Source organism: Vreelandella titanicae (genome assembly GCF_014697095.1).
GTDB lineage: Bacteria > Pseudomonadota > Gammaproteobacteria > Pseudomonadales > Halomonadaceae > Vreelandella > Vreelandella titanicae.
Window position 1 is genome coordinate 4,139,831 of record NZ_CP059082.1, and the last position, 22,836, is coordinate 4,162,666.

Annotated in this window: 22 protein-coding genes and 1 other RNA gene; 4 read left to right on the forward strand and 19 right to left on the reverse strand. The window is 55.9% G+C overall.

Annotated features, from left to right (window positions below; translation table 11 throughout):
- Nucleotides 1-248 precede the first annotated feature (248 nt).
- The 14 genes from HZS52_RS19130 to rsmI form a co-directional block, all read right to left on the reverse strand.
- Nucleotides 249-962, reverse strand: a complete 714-nt coding sequence (locus HZS52_RS19130; protein ID WP_009286395.1) for a cell division protein FtsQ/DivIB — start codon at nucleotides 960-962, stop codon at nucleotides 249-251.
- A 40-nt stretch (nucleotides 963-1,002) separates the two neighbouring features.
- Nucleotides 1,003-1,944, reverse strand: a complete 942-nt coding sequence (locus tag HZS52_RS19135) for a D-alanine--D-alanine ligase (RefSeq protein ID WP_009286394.1) — start codon at nucleotides 1,942-1,944, stop codon at nucleotides 1,003-1,005.
- A complete protein-coding gene (gene murC, locus HZS52_RS19140; protein ID WP_159177922.1) occupies nucleotides 1,941-3,386 on the reverse strand; it encodes a UDP-N-acetylmuramate--L-alanine ligase in 1,446 nt (481 codons plus the stop codon). The genes HZS52_RS19135 and murC overlap by 4 nt, the downstream gene beginning before the upstream one ends.
- A 17-nt stretch (nucleotides 3,387-3,403) precedes the next feature.
- Nucleotides 3,404-4,501: an undecaprenyldiphospho-muramoylpentapeptide beta-N-acetylglucosaminyltransferase gene (gene murG / locus HZS52_RS19145; RefSeq protein ID WP_190373402.1), complete on the reverse strand. Its 1,098-nt coding sequence runs from the start codon at nucleotides 4,499-4,501 to the stop codon at nucleotides 3,404-3,406.
- Nucleotides 4,502-4,534: 33 nt separating this feature from the next.
- Nucleotides 4,535-5,716, reverse strand: a complete 1,182-nt coding sequence (ftsW, locus tag HZS52_RS19150; RefSeq protein ID WP_022523903.1) for a putative lipid II flippase FtsW — start codon at nucleotides 5,714-5,716, stop codon at nucleotides 4,535-4,537.
- The gene (gene murD / locus HZS52_RS19155; protein ID WP_022523904.1) at nucleotides 5,713-7,101 is read right to left on the reverse strand and encodes a UDP-N-acetylmuramoyl-L-alanine--D-glutamate ligase; all 1,389 of its coding nucleotides are present in this window, start codon (nucleotides 7,099-7,101) and stop codon (nucleotides 5,713-5,715) included. Before murD ends, ftsW begins: the two co-directional genes overlap by 4 nt.
- Nucleotides 7,102-7,173: 72 nt before the next feature.
- Nucleotides 7,174-8,256, reverse strand: a complete 1,083-nt coding sequence (mraY, locus tag HZS52_RS19160) for a phospho-N-acetylmuramoyl-pentapeptide-transferase (protein ID WP_022523905.1) — start codon at nucleotides 8,254-8,256, stop codon at nucleotides 7,174-7,176.
- Nucleotides 8,257-8,270: 14 nt separating this feature from the next.
- Nucleotides 8,271-9,623 (reverse strand): UDP-N-acetylmuramoyl-tripeptide--D-alanyl-D-alanine ligase, encoded by a 1,353-nt coding sequence (locus tag HZS52_RS19165; protein WP_190373403.1) that lies wholly within the window; start codon nucleotides 9,621-9,623, stop codon nucleotides 8,271-8,273.
- Nucleotides 9,623-11,116 (reverse strand): UDP-N-acetylmuramoyl-L-alanyl-D-glutamate--2,6-diaminopimelate ligase, encoded by a 1,494-nt coding sequence (locus HZS52_RS19170; RefSeq protein WP_190373404.1) that lies wholly within the window; start codon nucleotides 11,114-11,116, stop codon nucleotides 9,623-9,625. Before HZS52_RS19170 ends, HZS52_RS19165 begins: the two co-directional genes overlap by 1 nt.
- A 17-nt stretch (nucleotides 11,117-11,133) precedes the next feature.
- Nucleotides 11,134-12,840: a peptidoglycan D,D-transpeptidase FtsI family protein gene (locus HZS52_RS19175; RefSeq protein WP_022523908.1), complete on the reverse strand. Its 1,707-nt coding sequence runs from the start codon at nucleotides 12,838-12,840 to the stop codon at nucleotides 11,134-11,136.
- A complete protein-coding gene (gene ftsL / locus HZS52_RS19180) occupies nucleotides 12,837-13,172 on the reverse strand; it encodes a cell division protein FtsL (RefSeq protein WP_022523909.1) in 336 nt (111 codons plus the stop codon). The genes HZS52_RS19175 and ftsL overlap by 4 nt, the downstream gene beginning before the upstream one ends.
- Before the next feature lie 8 nt (nucleotides 13,173-13,180).
- On the reverse strand, nucleotides 13,181-14,137 hold the full coding sequence (gene rsmH, locus HZS52_RS19185) for a 16S rRNA (cytosine(1402)-N(4))-methyltransferase RsmH (RefSeq protein WP_190373405.1): 957 nt from the start codon (nucleotides 14,135-14,137) through the stop codon (nucleotides 13,181-13,183).
- Nucleotides 14,138-14,204: 67 nt separating this feature from the next.
- An RNA gene (gene rnpB / locus HZS52_RS19190) (RNase P RNA component class A) lies at nucleotides 14,205-14,575 on the reverse strand.
- Between the two features lie 32 nt (nucleotides 14,576-14,607).
- A complete protein-coding gene (rsmI, locus tag HZS52_RS19195; protein WP_190373406.1) occupies nucleotides 14,608-15,465 on the reverse strand; it encodes a 16S rRNA (cytidine(1402)-2'-O)-methyltransferase in 858 nt (285 codons plus the stop codon).
- Nucleotides 15,466-15,579: 114 nt separating this feature from the next.
- On the opposite strand from rsmI, the gene HZS52_RS19200 reads away from it, so the two are divergent.
- From HZS52_RS19200 to HZS52_RS19215, 4 genes are all read left to right on the forward strand, one after another.
- A complete protein-coding gene (locus HZS52_RS19200) occupies nucleotides 15,580-17,088 on the forward strand; it encodes a penicillin-binding protein activator (protein ID WP_190373407.1) in 1,509 nt (502 codons plus the stop codon).
- Nucleotides 17,078-17,449, forward strand: coding sequence for a YraN family protein (locus HZS52_RS19205; RefSeq protein WP_138800074.1), 372 nt, complete (start codon nucleotides 17,078-17,080; stop codon nucleotides 17,447-17,449). Before HZS52_RS19200 ends, HZS52_RS19205 begins: the two co-directional genes overlap by 11 nt.
- A gap of 86 nt (nucleotides 17,450-17,535) precedes the next feature.
- A complete protein-coding gene (locus HZS52_RS19210) occupies nucleotides 17,536-18,126 on the forward strand; it encodes a phosphoheptose isomerase (protein ID WP_007114714.1) in 591 nt (196 codons plus the stop codon).
- 64 nt (nucleotides 18,127-18,190) lie between these two features.
- Nucleotides 18,191-18,763 carry a BON domain-containing protein gene (locus tag HZS52_RS19215; protein ID WP_190373408.1) on the forward strand — a complete coding sequence of 191 codons (573 nt, stop codon included), beginning with the start codon at nucleotides 18,191-18,193 and terminating at the stop codon, nucleotides 18,761-18,763.
- 88 nt (nucleotides 18,764-18,851) lie between these two features.
- Here the strand turns inward: HZS52_RS19215 and HZS52_RS19220 are convergent, their stop codons facing one another.
- From HZS52_RS19220 to petA, 5 genes are all read right to left on the reverse strand, one after another.
- Nucleotides 18,852-19,358: a ClpXP protease specificity-enhancing factor gene (locus HZS52_RS19220; protein WP_190373409.1), complete on the reverse strand. Its 507-nt coding sequence runs from the start codon at nucleotides 19,356-19,358 to the stop codon at nucleotides 18,852-18,854.
- A 66-nt stretch (nucleotides 19,359-19,424) separates the two neighbouring features.
- Nucleotides 19,425-20,051, reverse strand: a complete 627-nt coding sequence (sspA, locus tag HZS52_RS19225; protein ID WP_190373410.1) for a stringent starvation protein SspA — start codon at nucleotides 20,049-20,051, stop codon at nucleotides 19,425-19,427.
- A 149-nt stretch (nucleotides 20,052-20,200) separates the two neighbouring features.
- Nucleotides 20,201-20,968: a cytochrome c1 gene (locus tag HZS52_RS19230; RefSeq protein ID WP_009287784.1), complete on the reverse strand. Its 768-nt coding sequence runs from the start codon at nucleotides 20,966-20,968 to the stop codon at nucleotides 20,201-20,203.
- A complete protein-coding gene (locus tag HZS52_RS19235; RefSeq protein ID WP_009287783.1) occupies nucleotides 20,968-22,227 on the reverse strand; it encodes a cytochrome b in 1,260 nt (419 codons plus the stop codon). The genes HZS52_RS19230 and HZS52_RS19235 overlap by 1 nt, the downstream gene beginning before the upstream one ends.
- Nucleotides 22,227-22,826, reverse strand: coding sequence for a ubiquinol-cytochrome c reductase iron-sulfur subunit (petA, locus tag HZS52_RS19240; protein ID WP_022523917.1), 600 nt, complete (start codon nucleotides 22,824-22,826; stop codon nucleotides 22,227-22,229). The genes HZS52_RS19235 and petA overlap by 1 nt, the downstream gene beginning before the upstream one ends.
- Between the last annotated feature and the right edge of the window lie 10 nt (nucleotides 22,827-22,836).

The window sequence follows — 22,836 nt, forward strand, 5'->3', positions numbered from 1 at the left end:
GCTTAACATTGAAAGCGTGCTACCCAAAATAATCAGTGCTGCTTTTCAGACAATCGCTAAGTACCAATAGTCGAAATTAAAAACTATTTAACCCGCTTCTGGCCCATAGTATAGAAACAATAGTCGCAATACGACTAGTACAAATCCACAATAATAGGCTTGGGTAGCAATTTAAAGCCGATTACTGGCTTTTTCAACGATGGCAACCACTCACTTTTACACCTTATTTGCATCAAGTAATAGAAGAGCTACTCATCTTGCACCGTAAATTCACTTTCTCCATGCCAAGCAACAGCAACACCGTTAGGGTAGCGCAGGTCAATATAACGAATCTGATCGCCAAGAGACGACAACTCACGCTGCCATGAAGCCGACAATCGTGCTAAGCGCACTTCATGCTGACGCCGACCTAACATCACCCAAGCGCCATCGTTTAATTGTAGCCGCCAGGCACCGCGCGGCTCTAAACGAAGTTGAGTAAGATTCAACGATAACTGTTCAAAGTGAAGTTTTAACCGGTGGTAATAATCCAGCACTTCTTCACTGCTTCCAGCAGGGCCAGCGAGATCGGGTAAACCTGCAGGTGGTGATAATGGCGCAAAAGCGAAAGGCTCACCTTCAGGGTTAAGCAAGAAGTCATCATTCCAGCGTGCGACAGGCTGCTGTTCAACCAGCTCAAACACCAGTGCATTCGGCCACTCACGGGAAATGCGCACTTCGTTTAACCAACCCACTTGCAGTGCACGGTCGCGTAATTCACCCAAATCAGCTGATAACCAGGTGGCATCAACCACCAGGGGCGCCAACTGAGTACGCAGGTAGTCAGCGCTGACGTACTCCCATTCACCGCGAATAGACACACGTTCAATCGGACGATCCAGCCACAGCCAAAGCGCCCGCCCGCCAGCTCCCATAAGTAGCGCCAGCAGGAGAATTCCCAACCAAGCGTTACGCTTTTTCATAAGGCACTTTTTAAAAAGGCGCTTTTAAACAGGTCATTACTCATGCTGTGAACTGCTCGCCTGCGGTATTGAGTATTCGTAACACTAGATCATCAAAGCTAATGCCCGCATGAGCCGCCGCTTGAGGTACCAAACTATGATCGGTCATACCTGGCACCGTATTGACTTCCAACAGCCAAAAACGCCCTTCACTATCACGCATGACATCAACCCGGCCCCAGCCGACTCCACCGATAGCGGCAAACGCCTGCTGGCAAAGCAATGCAAGCTCAGCCTCATGTTGCGCCGACAAACCGCAGGGCAAGTGATACTGGGTGGTATTAGCGATATATTTGGCCTCGTAGTCGTAGAAACCACCCGGTACTTCAACACGAATCGCCGGCAGCACCTGATCACCTAGCAGCGCAACGGTATACTCTTCACCCACCACAAAACGCTCTGCCATCACGCGGGCGTCGAACTGGGCCGCCTCGTGATAAGCCGCTTCAAGCGCTGCCTGGCTTTTTACAATGCTAATACCCAGCGTCGACCCCTCATGCACAGGCTTCACAATCAACGGCAAGCCAAGTTGCTCGACCACGGCGGACCACTCCGCCGTTGCCTCCAACATAATACTTTCCGGAGTGGGTAGCCCAACTGCGCTCCATACCTGCTTGGTGCGCTGCTTATCCATCCCCAGGGCCGAAGCAAGCACCCCGCTGCCGGTATAAGGAATGTCGAGCAGTTCTAGCGCGCCCTGTAGGGTGCCGTCTTCCCCGCCGCGGCCATGCAGAGCCACAAAGACAAGCGAAGGAGCCAGTCGTTCCAAGCCCACTAGGCCGTTGTCGCGGGGATCATAGCCGCAGGCGTTGACACCTTTACGCTGCAGCGCCGCAAGCACCGCCGACCCGCTTTTCAGCGACACCTCGCGTTCAGCAGAGGTGCCACCGTAAACGACAACGACTTTTTCAAGAGACTGGGGAGTTGCTACGTCAACACTCACAGATCCACCTCGTTCATCGCTAGCTGTGCCTGGGCCAGGCGCAGGGAGATCCCACCCACATCACCGGCACCCTGGGTTATTAAAATATCGCCTGGGCGCAATACGTTGGTTAACAGCGCAGGCAGTTCGTGTTTATGCTCGACAAATAGCGGGTCGACGTCACCACGCTGACGAATGGAGCCCGCCAAGGTTTTTCCTTCGGCACCAGGAATAACCGCTTCACCGGCACTGTAAACATCAAGCAGCACAAGCGTATCGACTTGAGAAAGCACCCTGACAAAATCTTCGTATAAATCGCGGGTACGGCTATAGCGATGGGGCTGATAAAGCATGACTAGGCGACGATCTGGCCAGCCTGCACGAATCGCCTGAATGACCATATCAACTTCACGAGGATGGTGGCCATAGTCATCCACCAGCATGATATCGCCGCCCCCTTGGGGTGCAGGGAAATGGCCATGCACCTGAAAACGGCGACCAACACCGGCAAAACCTGCCAGACCGCTCAAAATAGCGCTATCGCTCACACCGGCATCGGTGGCTACCACAATTGCCGCCATGGCGTTTAGAGCATTGTGGCGCCCCGGCATAGCCAAACGGACATTTAACGGCGCAGCGCCGCCAGGGCGTAGCGCAGTGAACGACACTTCCCCGCCACGCTGGGCAAAATCAACAATCCGGTAATCGGCATCGCTATCAAACCCATAGGTCACGAACTGCCGCTTCACCTGCTCACAAAGCATGCGCACATGGGGGTCATCGATACACAGCACAGCCAAGCCATAAAACGGCAAGTTGTGTAGGAATTCGATAAAGGTACTCTTGAGCCGCTCAAAGTCGCCGCCATAGGTCGCCATATGGTCAGCATCGATATTGGTGACAATCGATACCATCGGCTGTAGGTGCAAAAAGGAGGCGTCGGACTCATCGGCTTCAGCAACTAAATAGTCGCCCTCACCTAAACGGGCATTGGCGCCGGCACTGGTCAGCTTGCCACCAATCACAAAGGTGGGATCGAGCCCCCCTTCAGCCAGCAGTGTTGCCGTCAAGCTGGTCGTGGTGGTTTTACCATGGGTGCCCGCCACGGCAATACCGTGACGAAAACGCATTAGTTCAGCGAGCATTTCAGCCCGGCGCACCACCGGCACACGGTTCTCATGGGCCCAGCGTATTTCTGGATTGGTTTCATCAATGGCGCTCGACACCACCACCACATCAGCGCCCTCGACATTGGCCTCGGCATGCCCGATCGCGACAACAACACCGCATTGCCGCAGCCGCTCCACGACCGAAGAGGCTTTCGCATCACTACCGCTCACGGTGTAGCCTTGATTCGCTAACACCTCGGCAATACCGCACATCCCTGCGCCACCAATGCCGACAAAATGGAGTCGCCGAATTCGGCGCATGCCGGGGCCAGCGGCAGAACGTGAGGGTGTCATGGTTTTGTCTGAATCGATCACGCAGAGTCTCCTAACGGCACCATCGCCAAACACCCTTCAGCCAAGCGCTTCGTGGCGTCTAAATGGGCAGCCTGACGTGCATTCGCCGCCATCGCAGCCAGGGTATTTGGGACGAGCAATTGATTTAAAAATTCACTTAACCGCTCAACGGTGAGCTCAGACTGAACCACGCACTTTGCCGCTCCCGCCTTGACGAGTACCTGGGCATTGATCCGCTGATGGTCATCAACGGCAAAAGGAAACGGCACTAGCAGCGCTGGCTTGGCCGCAGCTGCCAACTCCGCGACAGTCAGGGCGCCTGAGCGACACACCACTAAGTCGGCCCACTTGTAGGCAGCGGCCATATCGTCAATAAAGGGGCTAACCTCGGCGCTCACGCCGTGCTGCTGATAATTTTCAGCAGTGGCCTTTTCACGGTTTTTACCCGCCTGATGGCGCACCTGAGGTCGCCGCTCAATGGGCAGAGCTGCCAGCGCGGGGGCCAAGCGCTCGTTAAGGGCGACGGCACCGAGCGAGCCTCCCACCACCAGCAACCGCAGAGGCCTTGCAGAGAGGCTCTCCGCATCTCTTGGGGTGTTCCCTAAGGCGGCGATATCGTCACGCACTGGATTGCCAATGACATCGGCACGCGCCCCAAAGGCCTCGGGGAAAGCGGCATAGGTACGCTTGGCGAGTCGCGACAGCACACGATTGGTCAGGCCTGCCACGGCATTCTGCTCATGGATCACTAAAGGAACGCGCGTCAGCCAAGCAGCTAACCCGCCAGGACCACTGGCAAAGCCACCCAAGCCGACCACCACATGAGGCTTGAAGTCGCGAATAACCGCACGCGCCTGCAGTACCGCACGGCTAAGGTTTAGCGGTGCTTTTAGCCAGCCCGTCAAGCCATTGCCGCGCAGCCCGCTAACCGCAATGGTATGTAATGTAATGCCCGCTTCGGGCACCAGGCGGTTTTCAATCCCTCTAGGACTGCCCAACCACTCAACGTCGACCTGCTGCGCCTGCAAAGCGTTGGCGAGTGACAAGGCTGGGAACACGTGGCCGCCGGTGCCCCCCGCCATAATCAGTACTCGTCGGCTAACGTTAGTCGTCACATCAAACTCCTGATAGCACCAAGCGACATAGCGTTACGATAAACGCGGTTCATGGCGCGATTTATAGGGGGTGGACGCGCGTCGGGGGCGATGACGTGTTTCAGCATCCGTGCGTAGCAGTAGTCCAACCATTACGCCTGTTACTAGCAGGCTAGAGCCGCCATAGCTCATCAGCGGCAGCGTTAGCCCTTTAGTCGGCAACAGCCCGGAACTTACCGCCATGTTAATAAACGCCTGAGCGGCTACGACAAAGCCGATGCCGTAGCTTACATAAGCGCCAAATAGGTGCCCTGCCAGCTCAGCTTTGCGCCCTATCCACATAGCGCGGGCAATAAACAGCGTGAACAACAGCACGACGATAATCGCACCTATCATGCCCAACTCTTCAGCGATGACGGCAAAGATAAAGTCGGTATGCGCTTCGGGCAGGTAATGCAGTTTTTGCACACTGTTACCCAAGCCAGTACCGGTGACGTGCCCCCGTCCGAAGGCGATTAACGCTTGAGTTAACTGGTAGCCGGTCGCAAACTGATCGGCCCAGGGGTCTAAAAAACTGGTCCACCGGGCCAGCCGGTAGGGCTCGATCAACACCATTACAACCGCCCCGGAGCCGAGCAGCAGCCCGCTGCCAACCAGCAGCACCAGCGAGGCACCGCACATCATCAGCATGCCAATCACGCAGACGGTAAAGACCACCATCCCGCCGAAATCAGGTGCTAAAAATAGCAGCCCAACCGGTACGGCCAGCACGGCCAGAGGGCGCCACATGCTGAACGCTCGACGACGCAAATCGTAGGTAAAACGCGACATAAACGCCGCCATATAGAAAATCAGCCCGACTTTGGCAAATTCAGAGACCTGCAAACTCGGCAAGGGCCCCGGCAGCGCTATCCAGCGCTTACTACCATTGATCTCCTGACCAACAATCAGCACCAAAACCAATAGAAAAATAGTGGCGAGCAGAATTAGCGCTGCGTTTTGGCGCCACACTTCAAGCGGCACACAGAGCATAAATACGCAGGCGATGATGGCAAGCACCAGGAAAACGCCGTGCTGACGTGAGTAGTGATAGGTATCTTCCAGCAAGCCAATCGACGCCGAGCTGACCATGACCCAACCCAACCCCGCCAAGGCCACCGCCGCTACAATGAGCCACACGTCGCAGGGTAGATCCCGAGTGGTAAGCACCGCGCGCAGACGCTGAATTCGACTCATGGCGCTTCCTCGGCTGTAGTCGATGCTTTATCCAGCACCCAGCGACGAAACGCCTCGCCGCGCGCTGGGTAATTGGCAAATTGATCCAGGCTTGCACAGGCGGGTGAGAGCAGCACACAGTCACCCGGCTGGGCGAGTTCAAACGCTGCCTGCATGGCCTGGGTTAAATCGTCAACTTGCTGGGTCGTTACGTGCCCATGCAGCGCCTCGGCCAGTAGCGGAGCGTCTCTGCCAAACAACAGCACGTGACGCGCGCAGGCTGTTAAGGGTTTGGCCAACGGGGTAAAATCTGCGCCTTTGCCAATCCCGCCCGCGAGTAAAATCAAACGGCCTTCCAGCGTTGCGCCAATGCCGTTAATCGCCGCCAGCGTGGCCCCAACATTGGTGCCTTTGGTGTCGTTAACCCAGGTGACGCCGTTAATTTCTGCAATCACTTCGCTGCGGTGTACCAAGCCTTTAAATTCCCGCAGCGCGCTGCACATGGGCTCAGCCGCAAAGCCCAGCACCTGCCCCATGGCCAGTGCCGCCAAAGCATTGAGATAGTTGTGCTGGCCGGCCATTTTTAACTCATCAATAGCCAACCAAGGGGTGAAGCCCTGCATTAACGTCAGCTTCTCGTGGTGAAGCGCCAGCCCCCACTCGCTCCCCTTTGAGGCTGCTTGCGTAAAGTAAGTCACTTGGTCAACGGGATATTCAGGCCACGTGTTAGGATCATCGGCATTCACCACGGCGTGCTTGGCACCCATAAAAATACGCTGTTTGGCGGTACGATAGCCGTGCATATCCCCATGGCGATCCAGGTGGTCTTCGGATAAGTTCAGAAAGGCAGCACAACTGGCATTCAGGTGGGGCGTCATTTCAAGCTGAAAGCTTGAAAGTTCTAAGATATAGAGCGCGGCATCGGGATGGCTGGCCAACAGATCCAGCGCGGGGGTACCAAGATTTCCCCCTACCGCCGCATTAACACCGGCAGCAGCGGCCATTTCTCCCAGCAGCGAAGTGACTGTTGACTTGGCATTGGATCCGGTAATAGCGGCGATGGGGGCGTTAGCGGCGCGTACAAAGAGGGCTATCTCGCCCACCACCATCGGTTCACCTGTGTGCGGGTTTAGTTGATCCGCCAGCTCTATCAAACCCGGCATTCTCGGATCAAGACCAGGGCTAACCACTACCTCTTCAACATCACGCAGATCCAGCGACGTTAACGGGCCACAGTGAACTTCAACATCCGGATGAGCGGCTTTAAAGTCATCCAACCCCGGAGGTTCGGCACGTGTATCCGCTACCATGTAGGGCACTTTCAAGCGGCTTAAATGGCGGCATATCGCTCGACCCGACAGCCCCAGCCCCACCACTAGCGTTAATCCTTTAGCAACTCGAACCATCACCGGCTTCCTCTCGCCTCATGCTCTCGACCCGTCGATCCACTCTTGGCCATTTGCATCAACGAACTTTCATTAACGAACCTTGAGCGTTGCGAGGCCGAGCAGCACCAGCACCACGGTAATGATCCAAAAACGCACGATTACCCGCGGCTCAGGCCAACCTTTCAATTCATAGTGGTGATGCAGTGGCGCCATGCGAAAGATGCGCCGCCCGGTAAGCTTATAGGACCCCACCTGAAGAATGACCGACACCGTCTCCATGACAAAAATACCGCCCATAATAAACAGCACGATCTCCTGACGCACGATCACTGCCACCACGCCCAACGCAGCCCCTAACGCCAAGGCACCTACGTCGCCCATAAAGACCTGGGCGGGGTAAGTGTTGAACCATAAAAAGCCAAGCCCGGCACCGGCAATGGTGGCACAAAAAACCGCCAGCTCACCGGTACCGGCAATAAACGGAATATGTAAATACTCGGCAAACACCGTATTGCCGCTGGCATAAGCAAACACTGACAAGCCCATGGCCACCAGTACCGTAGGCATAATTGCCAAGCCATCCAGACCATCGGTCAAATTAACCGCATTGGAACTGCCCACAATCACTAGGTAGGTGAGCACGATATAGAATAGGCCCAGCGGCAGTGCGACTTCTTTGAACATTGGCACTAACAAGCTGGTTTCGACCGGCGTTGAGGCAGTCAAATAGAGCAGCACTGCCGCCCCAATCCCCACCACCGACTGCCAGAAATACTTCCAGCGGGCGGGTAAGCCACGCGGATTTTTCTCCACTACTTTGCGGTAATCATCGACCCAGCCGATGGCACCAAAACCTAGAGTGACGCCTAACACCACCCAAATATAAAGATTGGTTAGGTCACCCCATAGCAAGGTACTCATGGCAATGGCCAACAGAATCATCGCCCCACCCATGGTCGGGGTACCCGCCTTGGAAAGATGGGACTGAGGGCCATCGTCACGCACGGATTGACCGATTTGCCCCTCGACCAGTTTGCGGATCATCCATGGCCCCAGCCATAAGCAGAGCATTAATGAGGTGAGAGCGCCTAAAATCACGCGCAGGGTTAAATAATTGACTACCTGAAAATCAGATTGGTACTGCGACAGAAAATTCGCCAAGTGAAGTAACATGAACGGCGTTTACCTTATTTATCCGAACGCAGTGCATTGATGACATGTTCCATGCCCGCACTGCGCGACCCTTTCACCAGCAAGGTGGTGTCCGGCGGCAAAGTATTAGTGACATGACGCGTTAGCGCCTCGTGATCGTTAAAATGCAGCCCACGACCAAAGGCCTCGCTGGCAGCGCGTGCCGCGTCGCCCAGCGTCAACAGCTGATCAATGCCAAGCTCTGCAGCGTAACGGCCAATGTCCGCATGCAGCGCTGCCGACTCGTCTCCCAGCTCGCCCATTACGCCCAACGCACACCAGCGTGGAGCCGGGAAACTTGCCAGCGTATCCAGAGCGGCTTTGACCGCCCCGGGGTTGGCATTGTAAGTATCATCCAGTAGCTTGCCCCCCCGCAAACCGGGCACTACGGTTAGTCTACCCGCTAGCGCTTGCAATGCACCCAAGCGCGTAATGATCTGCTCTGGCGGCACGCCCAGCGCTAATGCCGCGGCAGCCGCAGCTAAGGCATTGCTGACATTATGCTTGCCAAGTAGCGGTAAACGCACTTGGCCCAGCGCCTGACCATGCTGCAGTAGCGTGAAAGCATACCGCCCTTGAGGATCACAGGAAAGCGCTGAGGCGCTGACATCTGCCTGGGGATGAAAGCCAAAGCTAACCACTCGCCTTGGGGCCGCACGCGAAGCCCAAAAGGAGTAGTAGCGATCATCGCGGTTCAATATGGCCGTACCCTGCTCGCTTAGCCCGGCGAGCAGTTCACTTTTCGCCTGGGCGATCTGCCCCATGCCGCCAAACTCACCCACATGGGCGCCGGTGACATTGGTGATAATCGCAATATCGGGCTGTGACAGCGGCGCCGTCCAGGCGATTTCACCCAGATGATTAGCGCCTAACTCTATCACGGCGACTTTGTGCTGTTGGCGCAATCGTAATAAGGTCAGCGGCGCACCGAAATCATTGTTCAGATTCCCCTCGGTCGCTAACACCTCGCCCAAAGGCCTCAGCAGTGCCGCGCACATCTCCTTAACCGTGGTTTTACCGCTATTACCGGTGACCGCTACCAAGGGCCTGTGCCATGCGCGCCGATGTGCACCGGCTAGCAATCCCAGGGCTAAGCGCGTATCGGGACACACCAATTGGGGTAAGTCGCTGGCAACAGGTGCGTCGACCAACGCCGCTGCCGCGCCGAGCGCATGGGCACGCTCGACAAAATCGTGGCCGTCAAAATTGACGCCTTTTAACGCGACAAACAGGCAGCCAGGCTCAATTTTACGACTATCGGTAACAACCGAGTGAATGATTAACTGTGCACTGCCTGACGGTGCTTCGATGCCGAGCGCGGCGGCCACTTGACCAAGAGCCCAATGCATTACTGCGCTCTCCGCTGAGCAAAAGCGCGTTGAATCTCTTCGCTATCGGCGTAAGGATGGCGCACCCCCTGTATCTCCTGATACGCCTCATGCCCTTTCCCGGCGATCAGCACCACATCCTGGGCGCCAGCTTGTTGAATAGCCGCTACTACGGCCTCGCGACGCTCAGCAATTTCAATCGGCTGCACAGCGGTTGAGAACCCGGTCAGAATCTGCTCACGGATTTGCGCGGCGGATTCATTCCGCGGATTATCGTCAGTGACAACGATGCGATCTGCCAACTGCTCGGCGACCCGGGCCATCTCGGCTCGCTTACCCGTATCACGCTCCCCGCCGCAGCCAAACACACACCACAATTTACCCGCGTCCCCCAAGTGAGCACGTAGCGCCTGAAGGGCACTCTGTAGGGCATCCGGTGTGTGGGCATAGTCCACGACCACACTGGGGGCGTCCACATCGCCATAGCGCTCCATACGCCCCGGCACCGGAGAAAGTGTTGTCGCTGCATCAAACAGCACATCGAGGGATTCACCTAACCCATACAGCACAGCCATCGCCAGCAGGACGTTATCTAAATTAAAGCGTCCCATTAACGTTAAGCGCAGCATTTTCTCGCCGTCGGGGGTCGCAATCATTGCCTGCTGCCCCTGCTCGAACGCCTGCCAGTCCAGCACCCGCAGCGTAACGGCCTCGTCTTGCCCAGTGGCCAGCACACGTACGCGGCTACTAGAACCAGCCAGCATTAAGCGCGCCAAGGGGTCATCACCATTCACCACCGCCAAGCTAAGCTCAGAACGGCGAAACAGCTTGGCTTTCGAGGCCGCATAGGCCGCCATGCTGCCGTGATAATCTAAATGGTCGCGGGTCAGATTGGTAAACACCCCTACACTAACGTTGACCGCTTCCAACCGGTACTGATCCAGAGCGTGGGAAGAGGCTTCGAGGGCAACGCGCTTCACCCCCTGTTGGGCCAACTCACCCAGCGTCGCCTGCAGCGCCAAGGGGCCAGGCGTGGTTAAGCCACTATCGCTCAGTTCGCCAGGACGCCCCACGCCTAAGGTGCCGACAAGACCCGCAGGTATTCCCAACGCTTCGCTGAGGGCAGCAATATAGTGAGTAACAGAGCTTTTACCATTGGTACCGGTCACCGCAATGACTTCCAGATCACTAGGCACCTGGTACAGTGCCCTACCTAGCTCGCCTAAGCGCGACGACAAATGCGGTAGCTTCAACACCCGCCCCTCAAGCTGTACATCGCCGTGAGACTCCTGCGCTAAAACAAGCGAAGCCCCAGCCTCAAGGGCTTGCTCGATGAAATCGCGTCCGTCACGCTGGCTACCAGGCACGGCCACAAAAATGTCGCCCTTGGCAAGCTTGCGCGAATTCATTTCAATGCGCACCTGATCCGGCAGCTTGGGCAGGTCAGCGGGCAGTGGTGACTTGGGCCATACTTTCGCGAGCGCCGTTAATATTTCGCCTGGACTCAGCGTCATGCCATCTCCTTAAAAAACTACTCCGCCTCGTGATCCGGCGGGACGTCCAGCAAGCGTAAAGCATTCCCCGTCACGCTGGAAAAAACCGGTGCGGCAACGGCGCCGCCATAAAATTCGCCTGCTTTGGGGTGATCAATCATTACCACTGTGACAATACGCGGGTCGGAAATAGGCGCAATACCGGCAAAAACGCTGCGGTAGGCATCGGTGGTATAGCCCTGCTGGCCTATTTTGCGCACCGTGCCCGTTTTTCCGCCAACACGATAACCCTCGACACGAGCTCGCCGCCCGCCGGTATAGGCCGCAACGGAAGTTTCCAGTATTCGCAACAGGTCATTGGCAACCGTGGGCTCTATCGCGGGGATGCCTTGGGGTGGCTCAGAAAGGCGTAACAGCGAAGGCGGCAGACGCACGCCATCATTGGCTAGCGCCGTGTAAGCACTCGCCAACTGCACCGCTGACACGGATAGGCCGTAACCGTAGGAGAGCGTCGCCCGCTCGCTGCGCGACCAGCGAACCGGCGCCGGTAAGCTGCCAGTGGACTCGCCAGGAAAACCGGTTCCGGGTGCCTGCCCCAGCCCTAACTGGTTATACTTTTCCCAAATCGCCGTATCGCTCAACCGCAGCGCCAGTCGGGACATCCCCACATTCGAAGAGTGTTCCAGAATGCCAGCCAAATCCAGTTCGCCATAATTACGGAAATCGCGAATGGTGAACTGATCCAATCGCATCCAACCGGGCGAGGTATCGACCACAGCGTCGCGATCCACCACGCCACTCTCTAACACGGCAGCCATGGCCAGCGGCTTCATCACCGAACCGGGCTCAAAGACATCGACCAACGCTTGGTTACGTAATCCACGCGGATCAAGCCCCGCTCGGTTGTTAGGGTTGTAGGAGGGCAAGTTAGCCATAGCCAACACCTCTCCCGTACGGGCATCCATCATCACCAGCACGCCGCCATCAGCCTCATTCTCAGCCACCGCTGCGCGCAGCTCCCGGTAAGCCATATATTGAATGCGCTGATCAATAGAGAGGGTCAGTTCGCCCCCTGGCTGGGCTTCGTCAATAACGCCCAGCTCGCGCACCAGGCGCCCGCGGCGATCTTTAATGACCCGCCGCTGACCTGGCCGCCCTGCCAGGTAAGGCTGATAAGCAAGCTCCAGCCCCTCCTGACCAACATCGTCAACGTTGGTTACCCCCAGCAGTTGGGCGGCGACCTCGCCAGCGGGATAGTAGCGCTTATATTCACGCTGCGGGTAAACGCCGGGCGTGCGCAGGTTTAGAATCTGCTGGGCCGCCGCGGGGGTCATCTGACGACGTAAATACATGAACTCATGCTCGCTGAAGCGCGCTACCCGCGCCTCAAAGTCACCCAGCGTCATACCCAGCGCCTGGGCCAGCATTACACGCTGTATAGCATCGTCGGGCAGTTCTTGCGGATTGGCCCAGAGGGTGACCACTGGCGTGGAAATCGCCAACGGTTCGCCATTGCGGTCTGTAATCATGCCGCGGTGGGCGGGGATAGTTTCGTGACGAAGAGTACGCGCGTCGCCCTGGCTTTGCAGAAAGGGACGGTCAATGACCTGCAGCAAGGTAATCCGACCAATCAAAATAGCCGATGCCAAGCCAATCGCAAGCAGAATAAACATGAACCGCCCGCTGCCGAGCGGAGGGGCAATCGGCGCCTGACGCGAGGTACCGCCTCGACGTTCGCTTCTCATGGTCGAATCACCTCAACATCATGGACATCGGGGATTCGCATACCCAAGCGATCAGTGGCAATTTGTTCAATACGGGCAGGTGTCGACCATGCGCCCTCCTCGAGCAGCAGTTGCCCCCACTCCGTTTGCAGCTGGTTCTCTTCTTGCTCCAGCTGTTGCAGCTGAGCAAATTGAACCCGCGTCATATGGGTAGTGACAACCACGCCCAGCCCGGAGGCCATGCAGAGTAGAAAGAGTAGCGTAATAGCTACCGGCCAGGCGCGCAAACGCAGCCTGAAAGGCCATTCGGTGCGTAGCGTGGTTGCCCACTGCTCAATCCGATCCATGCTCATGATGACATTTACATCCGTTTGCGTGCAGCCCGCATGACAGCACTACGTGCGCGGGGGTTGGCATCCACTTCCTCCTCGCTTGGCCGCACACCTTTGCCTAGCGCTTCAAGACGCCGATTCATTTGATCGTCGCGAATCGGCACCCCTCGCGGCAAGTCGGTATCGCCGCGGACATGGTGGCGAATAAAGCGCTTCACGCGACGATCTTCCAACGAGTGAAAGCTGATAACTACTAAGTGACCACCAGGTGCCAGCGCCTCTAGCGCGGCGTCTAACGCACTGTCTAACTGCTCCAGCTCGCCGTTGACGAAAATACGCAGCCCTTGAAACGCTTTGGTGGCAGGATGGCGTCCCTTTTCCCAGGCGGGGTGGGCTACTTTTAATACCTCGGCCAAATCCACCGTGTGGGTAAACGGCTTCTCGACCCGGCGAGTGACCACGGCGCGGGCCAAACGTTTGGCATAGCGCTCTTCACCGTAGGTTTTAAACACGTAGGCAATGTCTGCTTCACTGGCCCGGGCCAGGAAATCAGCCACACTTTGCCCTTGGGTAGGATCCATACGCATATCTAGCGGGCCATCGCGCATAAAGCTGAAGCCGCGCTCGGGATCATCTAGTTGAGGCGACGACACGCCAACATCGAGTAACACGCCGGAAAGCTTACCGAATACACCCTGCTCACGGGCAAATTCGGCTAACTGAGCAAATTCTCGCCGGGCAATCTGAAAGCGTGGATCGTCTATGTCAGCGGCCGCAGCAATCGCTTGGGGATCGCGATCCATCGCAAGCAGTTGGCCCTGGGCATCCAGACGATCAAGGATCAAGCGTGAGTGACCGCCCCTCCCAAAGGTGCCATCTAAATAGACGCCTCGCGCATCGTGCACCAGAGTATCGACAGCACCTTCCAGTAGTACGCTGGTATGGCGAAAGCGGGTAGCAACCTGTTCAGCGTCAGGAGAAGGCATGTTTTTCTCACACAAGATGATAGAGATAGCGTCATTAAGGGCGTGCCAGCACGCCCTGGTACGTAAGTGGGGGAGTCGGCCGATAAGCCGGGTTCTGTCGTGGACAGCCATTCCTCTAGGCGCTGCGTTACCACAGCGCTCAAGCAACCTACCCGGATCCAGCGCGGGCCACGCCATTGGATCCCTATTTGGTCTTGCTCCGAGTGGGGTTTACCATGCCACGCACTGTTACCAGGCGCGCGGTGCGCTCTTACCGCACCCTTTCACCCTTACCGGCCCCAGAGGTTTATTTCAGGGGCTTAGGCGGTCTACTCTCTGCTGCACTTTCCGTCGGCTCACGCCGCCCAGGCGTTACCTGGCACTCTGCCCTATGGAGCCCGGACTTTCCTCCCCCAACACCTTTTAAGGGGTATTAGCGGCGACTGTCTGGCCAACTCCGGCGGCAAGCATACCAGCGCCCTCGACTTGCCTCAATGCTCGCCTTTAATTGCTTGCAAACGCGCGTACCAGACTTGCTTTCGACCACCAAGCATTCGCGCGGCAATTGCAGCGCCCTGTTTCACGCCAACCCCCTCTGCCAGCAGTGCCTCCAGCAAGGCGTCCGCTGATATATCCTGATGTTCACTCTGCTCAACCGGCGGAGCCCCAGCAACAATCACCACGAATTCGCCGCGGGCTTGATTAGGGTCGGCAGTCAATTGCTCCAGTAACGATGCAGGCTTACCGTGCAAAAACGTTTCGAAGGTTTTAGTTAGCTCACGCGCCAATACCACATCGCGATCCGCCATTTGCGCCTGTAACGCTTCAAGGGTATGCACGATACGGTGGGGAGATTCATAAAACACCAGCGTCTCTTCGCGGGTTTTCCAACCCTCCAATGCTTGGCGTCGTGCGCCTGGTTTGGCAGGCAGAAAACCGGCAAACACAAATCGGTCTGTTGGCAGGCCCGCCCCTGACAGCGCAGTAATCAGCGCACAGGGGCCGGGGATAGGCACAATATGGCGATTGCGCGCCCTCAGCTCACGTACCAGCACAAAGCCGGGATCGCTAATCAACGGTGTTCCGGCGTCACTGATCAGGGCAATATCTTCACCTGCAGCGAGATAGCTATCCAAAGTATCTACCCGGCGCGCTTCGTTGTGTTCATGCAAAGAGAGCATCGGCTTGTTGAGCCCCAAGTGCGCCAACAGGCGGCCACTATGGCGGGTATCTTCAGCAGCAATACGTGTCACTTGGCCCAGCACCCGAGCGGCACGCGCGGTTAAGTCATCCAAATTCCCAATTGGCGTAGCAACCACGTACAATGTGCCCGGATTATCGTCTGTCATTGTTGACTCTCAATTCGTTGATGGCTTGCCCTGCTGGTGCGCTATGCTTGTGCAGTGGCTTGGTCAATCGCTGACAAGCAGCGACAGCGCAAATGGAAACCTAAGGAAGGATACATGAAACAGTCATTACGTGGCTTACTCGCCGCTGCCCTTGTGGCATTTCTCGTTGCTGGCTGTGCGATGCAATCGCCTAGCGTGGTAGATCGAGTGCCAGATGAAGACCCTGGCCAGCTCCTCAGCCAAGCGGAACAGCAAGCGCCAGAGCAAGCCGCGAAAACACGTCTGGAAGCGGCTAATATTCTGGCCCGTCAAGGTGAGCGCGACAGAGCCTTCGAAACCGCCGATGGGATTGATGAAAGCTTGCTCTCAGAACCCGACCGGGTACGCTGGGCACTGCTATTTTCCGAGCTTGCCCGCGCGTTGAATGAACCCCGTGCCGTGCTGCGCGCCACTCAGGTACTCGGCGACGAGCTGCCGATGCAGGCTAACCAGCAGGAGCGGCTTGAAGAACGCCAGCGCTGGGCCCGTGAGGCGCTTGATCAGCCCAGCGGCGCAGTGAGCGTTGCGCTGCCAGAGCTTGAGGGTCAGGAAATACGCCGCATCGTGGTAGCACTGCCCGAATCAGGCCCGCTTAGCAGCGTCGCCAATACTATCGCTTCGGCTATGCGGCAGCACCATGACGCCAAGGGCAGCAACGTCGAGCTAAGCTTCCTGGACACCTCGCGCTACTCGATGGATGAGCTCTATGACCGCGCCCAACAAATGAATGCGCAGTTAATTATTGGCCCGCTGGATAAGGATCGAGTTACCCAGCTAGAACAGCGCGATAGCGTGCCGCTCCCTACACTGGCACTCAACTATGGTAGCGGTGATAACAATCAAGCCCAGCGACTCTTCCAGTACGGCCTTTCAGCTGAAGACGAAGCACGCCAAGTTGCCCGCCGCGCCTGGCAGGACGGGCACCGCCAAATGTCCATGATGGTTCCAGATAACGGCTGGGGCCGACGCGTAGGCGAAGCCTTCTGGAATGAGTGGCATAGCCAGGGTGGCGAAATCACCAACGCCGTGCGCTATAACCCGGATAGCTCGGTCTCCAATGCCGTACAAACCGCGCTCAGTGTTAGCGGTGATCGCGCGCGCCTAGGCAATATTGACGCCCTATTCCTGCTCGCACTGCCCGAGTATGCGCGCCAGGTACCGCCGACTATGGATTACTACTACGCTCCCAATCTGCCAATCTATGCCACCTCACACTTGCATGAAGGACGCCTACAGACTCGCCTCGATCAAGATCTAAACGATGTCATGTTCGTTGATATTCCCTGGCAAATCCCCGACGCCGCCGTTGGTGGCGAAGAGGCTCTGCCCTTTGCATCTACCTACCAAAGCCTGCGGGATGAATCAGACGCTTCCATGTTCCGCCTGATGGCAATGGGCGTTGATGCTTACGAGCTGGCTATCCGCTTTTCCAACCTTGGCGAGCTGAACGGCCTTCATGGCAGCACCGGCACTCTCTACTTAAGCGACGATGGCCGCATCTACCGCGAGCTGCCCTGGGCTAAATTCCAGAATGGCGTCCCATCACCTATTTTAATTCCTAACCTGATCGAAAGTGACGACTAACGCCCACACTGCCCGTGCCCGCGGCGCAGCCATTGAGCAGCTTGCCGCTCAATGGCTGCGCCAACAGGGGCTCACCCTTGTCACGCTGAATCATTACGTGAAAGGGGGTGAGCTTGACTTGGTAATGCGCGATGGCGATATTCTCGTCTTTGTTGAAGTCAAACACCGCACCACGACGCGCTACGGCCACCCGCTGGAAACCGTCACTTATCAGAAGCAACAGCGCCTGGTGCGTGCAGCACGGCTTTATATCGCCCGCGGCGGGCTTTCTTCACCCTGCCGCTTTGATATCCTGGCCATAACGGGTAAGCCGCCCAACCTTGAGTTTCACTGGGTAAAAGCTGCCTTTGATGCCTTTTGACTGTTTTTTAAAGCTGTTTTTATAAACTGGCTTTAAAAACGGTCTTTAAAAAACACTCTTTATCACTATTCAACCAGGAAGCCCTGATGGACTTTCAATCTCGGATACTCGGCCACTTCAACGCTAGCATCGACACCAAGACGTACGCCAGCGAAGTACTTCCGCCGTTCATTGAAGTGGCTAGCCAAATGATGGTGCAGTGCCTTGTCAGCGAAGGAAAAATTCTTGCCTGCGGCAATGGCGGCAGCGCTGGTGACAGCCAACACTTCTCCTCTGAACTGCTCAACCGCTTTGAGCGAGAACGACCTAGCCTACCCGCACTGGCACTCACCACTGATACGTCCACGCTCACTTCAATCGCAAACGACTATAGCTACAACGAGGTGTTTTCAAAGCAGATTCGCGCCCTCGGGCAGCCCGGTGATGTACTCTTGGCCATCTCCACCAGTGGCAATTCGGGCAATATTGTGCAGGCCATTCAAGCCGCCCATGATCGCGATATGACCGTAGTTGCCCTTACCGGCCGCGACGGTGGCGATATGGCGTCACTGTTAGGCCAGGATGACTGCGAGATTCGCGTCCCGGCGACATCGACGGCCCGCATCCAGGAAGTTCACCTGCTGGTGATTCACTGTTTATGCGATCTTATCGATGAACAGTTGTTTGGCAGCGCTTAGTCGCCATTTGTACTGTGTTAACAACCACGATGTCTTTAACTGCTAGCATCAAAGGAGTCATACGATGACCCAACGCCTCTCCCCCCGCGGCTTTATGGCCGTTGCGCTTTGCGCGGCACTCTTCATTACCGGCTGCGCTAACAACTCAGCCTCCAATCAGTCCAACTATGCTCAGCGTAGCGACGATGTTGAAGCCATCGACACCACCATTGAGCGTGAAGTTGGTGACGCGTTAAAGCGTGCTGACGCCCGGCTAGGCGATGCCCGCATTCGTGCCCACAGTTATAACGGCGTTGTGCTCCTGGTGGGCCAAGTACCCAGTGAAGAGCTTCGCGATATGGCGGGTGAAGTTACCAGCAACCTACGCGGTGTTACTGACGTCCACAACGAACTCACCATCGCCGCTCGCCTACCGGCCAGCCAGCGCCTGACCGACACATGGCTCACCACGAATGTCGTCAGCCACCTGGCAACCAACGACCGCATCGACTCTTCAAAAATCAAAGTCACCACCGAAAATGCCAGCGTATATCTGATGGGCCGCGTGACCCGGGAAGAGGCTGACCGTATCGTCAATGCCGCTTCCTCGGTTGGTGGTGTACAACGAATCGTAAAAGTATTTGATTACCTAGACTAATCCACTGTTTTCCCATTGCGTTTTAGCAGCCACAAAAAAGCCTCGCTTAATAAGCGAGGCTTTTTTGTGGGCGGCACACCCCAGGGTGTTATTTAACGACCCGCAGGGTGGGTTTTTTCTTCGTCTTGCTCTTAGCTTGAGACTCTTTTTCAGACGTATCCGCTGACACCGTTGAGTCACTGTCACTCTTTTCGGAGACGGGCTCTGTGATCGACAGCTCAGGCTTACTAGAGGGCTTCTCTTCGTCCTCAATAGCGCCAAAAGAGTCGGCTCCATCACCTAGCTCAGGCTCATGACCAAAGACCATTCCTGCACCGTTCTCACGGGCGTAAATAGCGATTAAGGCCGGAGTCGGTATCATTACCTGCATAGGCTGCCCGCCAAAGCGCGCATTAAAGCCTATCGCCTGATTCTCCATAAAAAGATCACGTACTGCAGTCGGCGCCACGTTCAAAACGATCTGACCGTTTTGAACAAACTGACGGGGCACCTCAACGCCAGGCAAGGTAGCATCAACCACCAGGTAAGGCGTTAGCTCATTATCCAGCAACCACTCATAGAGTGCTCGGGCGAGATAGGGGCGACTCGATTTCATCTAGACTCCCTCCTCCTTACAAGAAAGGCTCCCTGCCCTTATCAAGCACAAAGGAGCCAAATGAATTCAAGCGCGCATCTCTTTTTCACGCTCACTTAAAGATGCCTTGAACGCTTCACGCTCGAATACTCGCGACATGTAGGACAGCAGCGGCTTAACCTGCTTCTCGGGCAATTCGATATTGAGTTCCGGCAAACGCCACAATACAGGCGCTAAACAACAATCCACCAGCGTAAACTCTTCGCTCATAAAGAAAGGCATATCCTCGAAAATTGGCGATATGCCGATCAGACTTTCACGCAACTCTTTACGCGCTTTATCTGCCTCTTTCTTTCCACCACTGCGAATCAGGTCGACCATTGGGCACCACTCGCGCTCAATGCGGTGCATCCATAGGCGGCTTTGCGCACGCGCTACTGGATAAACAGGCAATAGCGGAGGATGCGGGAAACGCTCATCCAGGTACTCCATCATAACTTTGGACTCATACAGCACCAAGTCACGATCTAACAGCGTCGGTACGCTGTTGTACGGATTGAGGTCTGCCAGCTCTTCCGGTGGTTTTTCGTCGAGTACATCGACGATGTCAACGGCAACCCCCTTCTCGGCCAGCACAATGCGCACACGATGACTGAAATGATCATCACTGCCTGAGTAAAAGATCATCGACGACCGTTTGGCCACAACACCCATGAAAGCATCCTCACATCAAAACAATCTTGGATAATAACACGCCAGCGCTACCTTAGGGGAAGCCAGCTTGCTTTGCTTTACTGCCATGCTGACAAGCAAAAGGCGCACGACTTACGCCGTGCGCCCCACTGACCATCAGCTACTGCTAATTAGTGGATATCTCGCCAGTACTCGCGCTTGAGCAGGTAAGCAATCACACCAAAAATGAAAATAAAGATCAGTACTTTAGGTGCCAGCGCCTGTGCTTGAAGCTTGGAGGGCTCACCTACATAAGCCAGGAAGTTAGTAAGATCATACATCGCCTCCTCAAATTCCGCAGGTTCGAGCTCCCCCGGTTCGGTCACTTGCAGCACGTTACAAGACTGATACTTGCCCGATAACGCATCCGGTTCTTGCCCTTCTACCGGGTGATCGGTTTCAGCACATACCAGCTCTTGCACGCCCTGCAGAGGCTCTAACACGTTCGGCATTGCCACTAGGTCAAACACCGTATTGTTAACGCCCGTGGGACGGCTAGGATCTTTGTAGAAACCGAGCAAATAAGAGTAAATCCAATCGGTCCCACGCACACGCGTCTTGAGCGACAGGTCGGGCGGCGGCGCACCAAACCAACCCTCCGCATCACCGCTGTTCATGGCGTTATGCATTTGATCGTTGTAAGCCAAATCTGACGAGAAAATCAAATTCTCTTCAACCAAATCCTGAGGCATCCCCAAGTCGTCTGCCGCACGCGAAAAGCGTTGATAGTTAAGCGAGTGACAGCCCATGCAGTAGTTAACATAGAGCTTCATGCCATTTTGCAACGAGGCCTGATCATGCAGATCAGGATCCATCGAGTGAGGCACACTTGCGCCCCCCGCAGCCATCGCGGTTACTGGCACTAAGGCGAAAAGGAGTCCAAATAGATACTTTTTCATTAGCCAGTCACCCTTTCCGGAACGGGTTTAGTCTTCTCCAGCTTGGTGTAGAACGGCATCAAGACAAAGAAGGCGAAATAGATCACGGTGCACGCCTGGGCTAGCAGTGTCCTACCCTCTGTCGATGGCAACACACCTAAAACACCCAGGATGACAAAACTGATAGCAAACAGCAGCAGCATGACTTTCGACATCCAGCCTTTGTAACGCATAGAGCGCACGGGGCTACGATCCAGCCAGGGCAGAACAAACAGGATTGCAATCGCCGCGCCCATAAAGATAACCCCTAGGAACTTGGCGTCTAAACCAAAGACCGAGAAGGTGATGGCGCGGAGAATGGCGTAGAACGGTGTCATATACCAAACGGGGGCAATGTGATCTGGTGTCTGCAGCGGGTTCGCCTGATCAAAGTTAGGCCGCTCAATAAAGTAGCCACCACCTTCGGGGAAGTAGAACACCACTACGCAGAAAACGAACAGGAACACTGCCACACCGACAAGGTCTTTCACCGTGTAGTAAGGGTGGAAAGGAATTCCATCCAACGGCACACCAGCCTCATCCTTCTTCTGCTTGATATCAATGCCGTCCGGGTTATTCGAGCCCACCTCATGCAAAGCAATGATGTGCAGCACAACCAGTGCCAGAATAACGATTGGCAGCGCAACCACATGCAGTGCAAAGAAGCGGTTTAGGGTAATGCCTGAAATCAGGAAGTCACCACGCACCCACTGTGCCAGGTCAGGGCCGATCGCCGGAATCGCTGAGAACAGCGAGATAATCACCTGCGCACCCCAGTAGGACATTTGCCCCCACGGCAGCAGATAACCCATAAAGGCTTCCGCCATTAGCACCAGGTAAATAGTCATGCCGAAGACCCACACTAACTCGCGCGGGGCTTTATAAGAACCGTACAAAAGGCCACGGAACATATGCAGATAGACAACGAGGAAGAAGGCGGAGGCCCCCGTGGTGTGCATATAGCGAATCAACCACCCCCATTCCACATCACGCATGATGTATTCGACGGAATCGAAGGCACCTTCAGCTGAGGGGTTAAAGCTCATGGTCAACCAAACCCCGGTGAGGATTTGGTTGACCAGCGCCAGCAGCGCTAACGAGCCAAAGAAGTACCAGAAATTGAAGTTTTTCGGCGCGTAATATTTGGAGAGGTGCTCTTGCCACATCTGAGTAGCAGGGAAGCGATCATCCACCCAACGCATGAGGCCTTTTTCCGCCTTGGCTTTATTCGGATTACCCATTAGGCAGTCTCCTCATCTTCGCCGACGATAATGATATCGTCATTCTCAAAGCGGTAGGGTGGAACCTCAAGATTGGTCGGCGCAGGAACGTTGTTAAATACGCGACCAGCCAAATCAAAGCGGGAACCGTGGCATGGGCAGAAGAAACCACCCGGCCAGTTATCAACGCCTACGCCCTCTGCGTCGGGTTCAGGCCGGAATAACGGCGAACAGCCTAGGTGAGTACAAATACCGATCAACACCCCAATCTCGGGCTTGATAGAGCGCAATCCACCCTCGATATAAGCGGGCTGTTGTGGCTCTTCCGAATCCGGATCGGCCAGTTGCTCACCGCTCAGCGACTCAGTACGCTCGATCATTTCCGGCGTGCGATTAATGATCCATATTGGCCGACCACGCCACTCAACGGTCATACGCTGCCCAGGCTCAAGCTTGGAAATATCTGCTTGAACGGGAGCACCCGCCGCTCTTGCTTTGGCACTAGGCTGCCAAGAAGCCACAAAGGGTACCGCTACCCCGACAGCACCTACCGCACCCACAACGGAGGTGGCGCCTACGAGGAAACGGCGTCGGCCTTTGTTTACGCCGTTATCTGCCATTTCAGGTTTC

Bases quoted from the DNA above. Each gene is read 5' to 3' on its own strand.
- rsmH (WP_190373405.1), bottom strand. From the start codon at position 14,137: ATGCCTTCTCCTGACGCTGAACAGGTTGCTACCCGCTTTCGCCATACC.
- rsmI (WP_190373406.1), bottom strand. From the start codon at position 15,465: ATGACAGACGATAATCCGGGCACATTGTACGTGGTTGCTACGCCAATT.
- HZS52_RS19230 (WP_009287784.1), bottom strand. From the start codon at position 20,968: ATGAAAAAGTATCTATTTGGACTCCTTTTCGCCTTAGTGCCAGTAACC.
- murD (WP_022523904.1), bottom strand. From the start codon at position 7,101: ATGGTTCGAGTTGCTAAAGGATTAACGCTAGTGGTGGGGCTGGGGCTG.
- HZS52_RS19130 (WP_009286395.1), bottom strand. From the start codon at position 962: ATGAAAAAGCGTAACGCTTGGTTGGGAATTCTCCTGCTGGCGCTACTT.
- ftsW (WP_022523903.1), bottom strand. From the start codon at position 5,716: ATGAGTCGAATTCAGCGTCTGCGCGCGGTGCTTACCACTCGGGATCTA.
- HZS52_RS19235 (WP_009287783.1), bottom strand. From the start codon at position 22,227: ATGGGTAATCCGAATAAAGCCAAGGCGGAAAAAGGCCTCATGCGTTGG.
- ftsL (WP_022523909.1), bottom strand. From the start codon at position 13,172: ATGAGCATGGATCGGATTGAGCAGTGGGCAACCACGCTACGCACCGAA.
- HZS52_RS19210 (WP_007114714.1), top strand. From the start codon at position 17,536: ATGGACTTTCAATCTCGGATACTCGGCCACTTCAACGCTAGCATCGAC.
- HZS52_RS19175 (WP_022523908.1), bottom strand. From the start codon at position 12,840: ATGAGAAGCGAACGTCGAGGCGGTACCTCGCGTCAGGCGCCGATTGCC.
- HZS52_RS19220 (WP_190373409.1), bottom strand. From the start codon at position 19,358: ATGAAATCGAGTCGCCCCTATCTCGCCCGAGCACTCTATGAGTGGTTG.
- HZS52_RS19215 (WP_190373408.1), top strand. From the start codon at position 18,191: ATGACCCAACGCCTCTCCCCCCGCGGCTTTATGGCCGTTGCGCTTTGC.
- mraY (WP_022523905.1), bottom strand. From the start codon at position 8,256: ATGTTACTTCACTTGGCGAATTTTCTGTCGCAGTACCAATCTGATTTT.
- sspA (WP_190373410.1), bottom strand. From the start codon at position 20,051: ATGGGTGTTGTGGCCAAACGGTCGTCGATGATCTTTTACTCAGGCAGT.
- HZS52_RS19165 (WP_190373403.1), bottom strand. From the start codon at position 9,623: ATGCATTGGGCTCTTGGTCAAGTGGCCGCCGCGCTCGGCATCGAAGCA.
- HZS52_RS19170 (WP_190373404.1), bottom strand. From the start codon at position 11,116: ATGACGCTGAGTCCAGGCGAAATATTAACGGCGCTCGCGAAAGTATGG.
- petA (WP_022523917.1), bottom strand. From the start codon at position 22,826: ATGGCAGATAACGGCGTAAACAAAGGCCGACGCCGTTTCCTCGTAGGC.
- murC (WP_159177922.1), bottom strand. From the start codon at position 3,386: ATGACACCCTCACGTTCTGCCGCTGGCCCCGGCATGCGCCGAATTCGG.
- HZS52_RS19200 (WP_190373407.1), top strand. From the start codon at position 15,580: ATGAAACAGTCATTACGTGGCTTACTCGCCGCTGCCCTTGTGGCATTT.